Source organism: Acidimicrobiia bacterium (assembly GCA_035471805.1).
In the GTDB taxonomy this organism is placed as follows: Bacteria; Actinomycetota; Acidimicrobiia; order Spongiisociales; family JAHEDJ01; genus JAHEDJ01.
Map to the genome: position 1 here is coordinate 25,169 of DATIPS010000038.1, position 6,359 is coordinate 31,527.

Below are 6,359 nucleotides of genomic sequence, written 5' to 3' on the forward strand. Positions count from 1 at the left end.
TCTCCGAATCCCGTGACGCAGCCGCCCAGAACGGCCCTGTTCACAACTTCCGACGGAACCCACCGCGAGGCTTTCACTCCCTCACACTGGGCTCTCGCGATCTTCAACGCGCTCGTGTTCGGATCGGCCTTCCTCTGGATGGCGCTCGGCCTGCGGTCTCTCACCCCGGGCATGATCGCAGTCGGCAGAGTGGCATTCGGCACGGCAGCCCTCGTTGTATTCACCCGGGCGCGAGCTCCCATCCCTCGGTCCGACTGGGGACGGATCGTATTCCTGGGGGTCGTCGGCCAGGCGGCCCCGGCCTGGCTGTTCGCAGCTTCTGAAGAGCACATCTCTTCCGCAGTCGCGGGCATGCTCGTGAGCGGCATCCCGATCGCGACCGCCACCTTCGCCACCCTGCTGACCCGTCGACTGCCCGGTGTCAGGCAGCGGATCGGGCTCGCCACGGGCTTTCTGGGAATCGTGCTGCTGGCGCTTCCTTCTCTGGGAGGCGAAGTCGGCTCGGCACTGGGAATCGGCTATGTCTTGATTGCGGTCGCCGCCTACGGACTCGCGAACAATCTGCTCGTTCCGCTCCAGCAGAGATACGGAGCAATGGCCGTCACGCTGCGCACCCTCGCGGTCGCGACCGTAGCCCTTCTTCCCGTCGGACTCTCGGGGCTGAATCGGTCTTCGTTCCAGTGGGTTCCCGTTTTGGCGGTCGTGTTCCTCGGAGTGATGGGTACCGGCACGGTGCGCGCCACCCAGCTGGCGCTGGCCGGCCGGGTCGGGGCGGCACGCGGTTCCATCGTCGCCTACATGGTCCCCATCGTCGCCCTGGCGCTCGGATTCCTCGTGCTCGACGAAAGGGTCGAAGCCGTCCAACTGGCCGGCGTCGCCGTCACCATCCTCGGTGCATATCTGGTGAGTCGGGCGGAGCGCTGACCGCTGCTTCAGATGCGGGGGGCTGCCCTCACCATGGCCTCGAGCATCCGGTAGGCCTGATCGCCGATCGACCTTTCTTCAGGCTCGAGCAGGTTGGCCATCACCTTCAGAACCCATTCCATCAGAGGCTTGGAGCGCAAGCCGGTGTGCGTCAGGGTTCGCATGACCCACGGCTGACCTATTGCCTTGACGAACAAGCGGGCCATCTTGTAGTAGTCGCCGTAGGTGTCCTGAAGAAACTGCGGGTAGCGTTGCAGGAGGGATAGATCATCCGCAGCCAGCGCGGCCGACACGTGGTCGGCCGCAATGCGGCCGGTCTCGTAGGCGTAGGAGATACCCTCTCCGTTCCACGGGTTGATCGCTCCGGCCGCGTCCCCGGCCACGACCCAGTTCGGACCGGCCAGCGGCCCAACGGACAGCGCCATGGTCAGCTTCCCGCCCCGGGGTCTGGTCAGCTGAGTCTCCTCCGACAGCTCCCAGTAGCCGGGGGCGGACCGGACGTAGGCATCCATCATCTCGTTCGTGTTCACGTGCTTCCACCGTTTGAAAGTGGACAGCAACCCGACGCCGACGTTGACTGTGCCGTCCCCGAGCGGAAAGACCCATCCATAACCAGGCATCGCCGCGCCGGACTCGTCGCGGATGTCGAGCTGGCTCTCGATGAAACCATCGTCCGAGCGGGGCGACGAGAAATACCCGCGGGCGGCCAATCCCAGGGGATAGTCGCGCCGGCGGCTCGTCCCGAGACTCCACCCGAACCGGCTGAGCGAGCCGTCGGCCACGACCACGACCTTGGGGTTCAGCACTTCCACTTCGCCGTCGTGGTGCAACTCGACGCCGGCGAGCCGGCCGCCTTCCAGCACCGGTTTCGCCTCGACCTCGTCCCTCACCGTGGCGCCTTGTTTCTCGACCAGCATGGCCACCTGATGGTCGAGATCGGACCGGCGTATCACTCCGCCCCAATTCGGGAATATGGAGTGGTCCGGCCAGTTCATCTCGAGCTTGAGATTGTCTCCCGCGTAAGAGCGAAGGCCGTGCACACGGTGGAACCCGGGAACATCGAAGTCGAATCCCAGATCCTGCAGCTGGTAGATAGCCCGGGGAGTCAGACCATCACCACAGGTCTTCTCACGCGGAAAGGCCTTCTTCTCCACCAACGTAACGGAATGACCGGCTTTCGCCAGCCAGAAAGCGGCAGCGGCACCTGCCGGTCCCCCGCCGACGACGACCACGCCTGGAGATGTCATCAGGGCGGCAGCCTACCCGCCGCCGGGGGTCATCGTGAATTGAAGGTTCACGTATCAACCCGGGTATATTCGGATTGTGAATTCGGTCACGATGCCCAAAGCGACGGTGGCCCGGCTCCCGCTCTATCTGCATGCCCTTGAAGTTCTTTCGGCGGAAGGCATCTGCACGGTTTCATCCGAGATGCTGGCGCGCCGCGTAAACGTGAACGCCGCCAAGGTCCGCAAGGATATGTCGTTCCTCGGTGCTCACGGTGTACGGGGGGTCGGCTACGACAGCGCCGAGCTGGGCGAGCAGATCCGTGTGGCTCTGGGGCTGACCAGGGATTTCGCGGTCGTCATAGTCGGGATCGGCAACCTGGGTGCAGCCCTGGCCAACTACGACGGATTCGGCGAGCAGCGGTTCCACATCGTCGGCCTCTACGACGCCGACCCGGGGATTATCGGCTCAAACATCGGGGACCTCGTAGTTCGCGATGTGCGCCATATGCCCGCCGACATCGCCGGGAACAACGTGGAGATCGGAATCATCGCCACGCCTGCCGCAGTGGCACAGGACGTCGCTACGCAGTTGGAGCAGTGCGGGGTTCGGTCGATCCTCAACTTCGCCCAGACCGTCCTGCAGGTCGAACAAGCGGATGTGCGCCGCGTCGACCTGTCAACGGAGTTGCAGATTCTGGGCTACTACCTGCGTCAAGACAAGGCCTAGCCGCCTGCGAAGCGGCTCCCCGCCGGGGAGAGCGACGTCGGAGAGGCGGCACCTTCATGCCTGGGTTGTCTTGCCGCCTTCCTCATCCTCTTCGAGACGATTCAGGGCAACCAGGAATCCGGCGAACAAGATCGCCGATACCACCATCCACGTGACCGGAATCAGGCGGATCTCCCACGCATTGAGACCCTCGAAGTCGGCAGGCCGCGGCCCGCGCGGCGCGTAGAGCACGAACAGAAGACTGTTGATCGCCCCCCAACCGAACACACCGGCACCGGCGATGAGAAAGCCGAGGCGCTTGCCCAGGTTCGTGTAGAGCAGCAGGTAGCCGCTGCCGAAGAACACCAGGAACGAGAGCGCCGTGAGGACGATGCCGGTGAAGGTGAGATTGGCCGAGAGGATTTCGCGGAACAGTTCACGCATGTCAGAACCCCCGCAACGTTTCGCCGCGCAAGTATTGAATGATCAACTCGAGGTCATCCTGAGTCAGGACCATGCCGAATCCCGGCATGAACCCCCTCCCCTGCCCGTTGACCCCATATGGTTTCCCGAGCTCCGACCCGTTCGCGATGAAATCGGCCATATCCTCGGCCGACTCGAACTGGACATTGGCCCGCCCGTTCCAGAGTGCCGGCCCCAGAGCACCCGACCCGGTCTCCTGCGTGTAGGCGACACCGGCAGAGTATCCGGCGGTGTGGCACCGGGCACAATACGAGTTGAACAACCCGACCGCCCTCTCGGCATCGGCGACGTTTCCGTCGAACGTGGCGTCGGCTACGCCCTGGATATCGACTGCCCACAGTTCTTTCTCTTGCGCGGCGAGAAGATAATCCAGGCCCGACCGGGCCCTTCTCAGCAGCTGCTCCTGATTGTCCGCGGTCGTCCGAAGGTTGGTGGCGAGAGAGTTGAGGGAAGAAACGGCGGTGCGAGCCGCCTGCCTGTCGGGCACTCCGAACGTGGTCTCCGGGTTGCTCGGATCCAGCGCGACGGCGCTGACGGCGGATCCTCCGAAGGTGATGCCGGCGTCTGCTGCCTCTGCCATCACTCGCTCGATATCGGTCTCGGCCGCATCGGAAACCCCGTCGTCGTCGGTATCGCGCCCGGACTCGGCGGAATCGAGAGCTTGCCGCGCCCGCTCCAGGTAGCCCTCCACCACCGGCAACAGTGAGGGCGCCGATTCAATCTCAGCGATCAAGGTCTCTTGTTCGGCCACCGCCTGCTCGACGCTGGTGGCCGCATTGGTAAGCCGATTCAACGCGACCGTGACCCCCGTGTCGGCCTTGGCTAGAGCTTCAGCCTGATCGATCTGAATCGACGACAGGTAGGCGACCAGGTCGTCGAGCTGCTGGTCGTTCATCGGGCCGTTCCCGGCCAAACCCCAGGCGGGCATCGGGCTGTTCGCTCTTCCGTATTCGAGCCAGAATCTGACCTCGGCCGGATCGTACCGGTAGAAGATGTCGTCGAGGGCCGGGGCGGCCCAGCCGACCGAGATGTCGCTGCGCTTCTCGACGTAGGAGGCGGCACCGCCGACAAAGCCGGGACCGTGGCAGCTCTCACAGGCGAACTCCTCAACGAGGTGATGGCCACGCTCGACGGCATCCTCGCTGAACGCCTCCACGAAGCTCTCCTGCCGGTTCTGTTCGGTGAGGAAATAGAGAGGCAGCGACACCGCGAGGAACCCAGAGAACACGACCGCGGCCGCCAGCCACTTGTCCAGACGTTTGGTTTCGAGGACTTCGTCGGAGATAGGAACACGCCGGTTCGGCCCGGGATCGGGTTTCTCTTCTTTCCTCATGGTTGCCGACAGGATGTAGGCCAGCCAGGAAATGACGGCTGCCGACACGATGGCGATGATCAGGCTTCCGGACACCTAAGCCCCCGCACTCTCGATGGCGATGCACGAAGGACCCTGTGGATATGCCACCGACTTCTCGGGCGCCCGCGGAGATTCGATGATCTGACCGGTCCTTATTATGAAGCGGTCGTCGCGCAACTCCACAACGAACCGGTCGAGGTTGCGGGGAGCCGGCCCGGCTTCGTACTCACCCGTGTAGTTGTACTTCGAGCCGTGGCAGGGACACTCGAATCCCTGGGACGTGTTGCACCACGGGACCCGGCAGCCCAGGTGAACGCAGCGTTGAAACAGCGCCATGAAACCGCCGGCCGCCAGGCCCTTGTCGAAGAACTGGCTGCCGTTGAGCTCATCGTCTGTGATCGGCACGATATAGGCGCGTGCGTCGGGACGGAACAGCGGCGTTATCGAACCGTCCGCCTGAAAGACCTGCGCGCGAATCTCATCGACGGTCCCGGCGTCGATGTCCGTCCCGAACCCGCCCTTCAGGTTCGGCCAGGCGAATGCCAGCATGCTGCCGCCCAGACCCAGCGAGAACGTTCCAAACAGTGCCAGCGTGGCCCGATTGAAGAACTGTCGCCGCGTGACGCCGGCTTCCTCCGGCGACACTTCTTCGACCCGCACGACCTCGACCGCATGGACCGTCTCCGGTTCGGGCCGCCCGGCCGGCGCTTCCGGAGGCTCCTCTGCCGCGGCTTCGACGGGAGCGGCGACGGTCGCCGGTACCCTGGATCGATCGGACCGCAGCGCCCGCCCGTCCATGTCGGCTCTCCAGTCCGAACCGGTCCGACGGGACGCGATGGAGAAGGCAGCCAGGGCGGCCAGAACGGCTACGGCGGTGATCGCAACGAGAACTACCTGAGTGGCCGTCATTCGAAAGTGATCCAGTCCTTGAGGTCGTCGAAGAAGATCCCATCCGACCATGGATAGGTGAAGTTGAACCCCTTTCCACGAAACAGCGTGCCGATGATCGTGAGGGCAGCCGAACCCATGATGAAAAAGGTGTACATGAAGATGGCGAACTTGCGATCGGTCGGGTTGTTGGACGGGTTGCGATCGATGTACGGAATGGCCATGAATCCGATCAAGCCGATGATCGTGGGGACGGTAACGCCTGCGATCTGGGGATCGAAGTAGGTCAACAACTCCTGCAAACCGAGGAAGTACCAGGGCGCCTTTGACGGGTTCGGCGTCACGTTGCCGTTGGCTGCCTCCAGCAACGGTGCCTGAATGACCACCGACATGATGATGAGCAGCGCGGTCATCGCCAGGAGGGCCACGAACTCGATGAGCAGAAGGTGTGGCCATGTGCTCACCTTGTCGGTAGGCGTCGTCTTGACCTGCTGGATCGCCCTGGCTTTGACGACGGTGAGCAAACGCTGGGGCCGCACGTCCTTGGGAATCGTGGCAGTCGCGGGGGCCGCCGGCGCTGCGGCGGGGACGGGTGCCGGCGCAGCCGCCGGAGCCGGAGCCGCTGCCGCGGCGGGAGGCGGCTCTGCGCCGGTCATCTCGGCCAGCACAACCGCCGGATCCACACCCTTTGCCTTCGCCTTCGCCTCGACACTCCGCCTGAACAACTTCTCGGGCATACCGGCAGCACCGGCGGCCGCCGCGTAATCGAGTTCACCGG

7 protein-coding genes are annotated in these 6,359 nt (G+C 64.2%); 2 read left to right on the plus strand and 5 right to left on the minus strand.

The features are described 5' to 3' along the window. The first annotated feature begins 12 nt into the window (after nt 1-12). The gene (locus tag VLT15_08300) at nt 13-924 is read left to right on the plus strand and encodes a DMT family transporter (protein ID HSR45215.1); all 912 of its coding nucleotides are present in this window, start codon (nt 13-15) and stop codon (nt 922-924) included. An 8-nt stretch (nt 925-932) separates the two neighbouring features. Here VLT15_08300 and VLT15_08305 read toward each other — a convergent pair whose 3' ends face one another. Continuing rightward, nucleotides 933-2,171, minus strand: a complete 1,239-nt coding sequence (locus VLT15_08305; GenBank protein HSR45216.1) for a geranylgeranyl reductase family protein — start codon at nt 2,169-2,171, stop codon at nt 933-935. Nucleotides 2,172-2,247: 76 nt separating this feature from the next. Here VLT15_08305 and VLT15_08310 point away from each other — a divergent pair, with 76 nt between their 5' ends. Further along, nucleotides 2,248-2,877, plus strand: a complete 630-nt coding sequence (locus tag VLT15_08310; GenBank protein ID HSR45217.1) for a redox-sensing transcriptional repressor Rex — start codon at nt 2,248-2,250, stop codon at nt 2,875-2,877. Nucleotides 2,878-2,931: 54 nt separating this feature from the next. On the opposite strand, the gene VLT15_08315 is transcribed toward VLT15_08310, so the two are convergent. The 4 genes from VLT15_08315 to VLT15_08330 all read right to left on the minus strand — a co-directional run. Then, the gene (locus VLT15_08315) at nt 2,932-3,300 is read right to left on the minus strand and encodes a sugar transferase (protein HSR45218.1); all 369 of its coding nucleotides are present in this window, start codon (nt 3,298-3,300) and stop codon (nt 2,932-2,934) included. A gap of 1 nt (nt 3,301) precedes the next feature. After that, on the minus strand, nt 3,302-4,747 hold the full coding sequence (locus VLT15_08320) for a c-type cytochrome (protein HSR45219.1): 1,446 nt from the start codon (nt 4,745-4,747) through the stop codon (nt 3,302-3,304). Then, on the minus strand, nt 4,748-5,602 hold the full coding sequence (locus tag VLT15_08325; protein ID HSR45220.1) for a ubiquinol-cytochrome c reductase iron-sulfur subunit: 855 nt from the start codon (nt 5,600-5,602) through the stop codon (nt 4,748-4,750). Continuing rightward, nucleotides 5,599-6,359, minus strand: a 761-nt coding sequence (locus VLT15_08330; GenBank protein HSR45221.1) for a hypothetical protein, incomplete at its 5' end; no start/stop codon positions are given. The genes VLT15_08325 and VLT15_08330, both read right to left, overlap by 4 nt.

Bases quoted from the DNA above. Each gene is read 5' to 3' on its own strand.
- VLT15_08305 (HSR45216.1), bottom strand. From the start codon at position 2,171: ATGACATCTCCAGGCGTGGTCGTCGTCGGCGGGGGACCGGCAGGTGCC.
- VLT15_08315 (HSR45218.1), bottom strand. From the start codon at position 3,300: ATGCGTGAACTGTTCCGCGAAATCCTCTCGGCCAATCTCACCTTCACC.
- VLT15_08325 (HSR45220.1), bottom strand. From the start codon at position 5,602: ATGACGGCCACTCAGGTAGTTCTCGTTGCGATCACCGCCGTAGCCGTT.